Genomic DNA, 578 nt, shown 5'->3' on the forward strand with positions numbered 1-578 from the left:
TGGCCGGGTTCGGCCGCAAGGAACTCGACATTGCCGAAACCGAGATGCCGGGCCTGATGGCGCTGCGCGCGGAATACGGCGAGGCGAAACCGCTGAAAGGCGCGCGCATCGTCGGTTCCTTGCACATGACGATCCAGACCGCTGTCCTGATCGAAACCCTGGTGGCGCTGGGCGCCGACGTGCGCTGGGCGTCCTGCAACATCTTCTCGACCCAGGACCACGCCGCCGCGGCCATCGCCGAAGCCGGCATCCCGGTCTTCGCGATCAAGGGCCAGACGCTGGAAGAGCATTGGGATTACCTCGACAAGTCCTTCCTGTTCGACGACGGCCCGAACATGATCCTGGACGATGGCGGCGACGCCACGCTCTACGTCCTGCTGGGCGCGCGCGCCGAGGCGGGTGAGGACATCATCGCCGTGCCGACCTCGGAAGAAGAGGAAGTCATCAAGGCGCAGATCAAGAAGCGCATGGCGGCAAGCCCCGGCTGGTTCACCAAGACCCGCGACCAGATCATGGGCGTGTCCGAGGAAACCACCACCGGCGTCAACCGCCTGTACCAGCTGGTGCGCGACGGCCAG

1 protein-coding gene is annotated in these 578 nt (G+C 65.7%); it reads left to right on the forward strand.

Features of this window, described 5'->3' with window-relative positions:
• A partial coding sequence (locus tag G9Q80_RS15290; protein ID WP_168246498.1) for an adenosylhomocysteinase occupies positions 1 to 578 on the forward strand: 578 nt, incomplete at both ends.

It is taken from the genome of Mameliella sp. LZ-28, assembly GCF_012274245.1.
Taxonomy (GTDB): Bacteria; Pseudomonadota; Alphaproteobacteria; order Rhodobacterales; family Rhodobacteraceae; genus Antarctobacter; species Antarctobacter albus.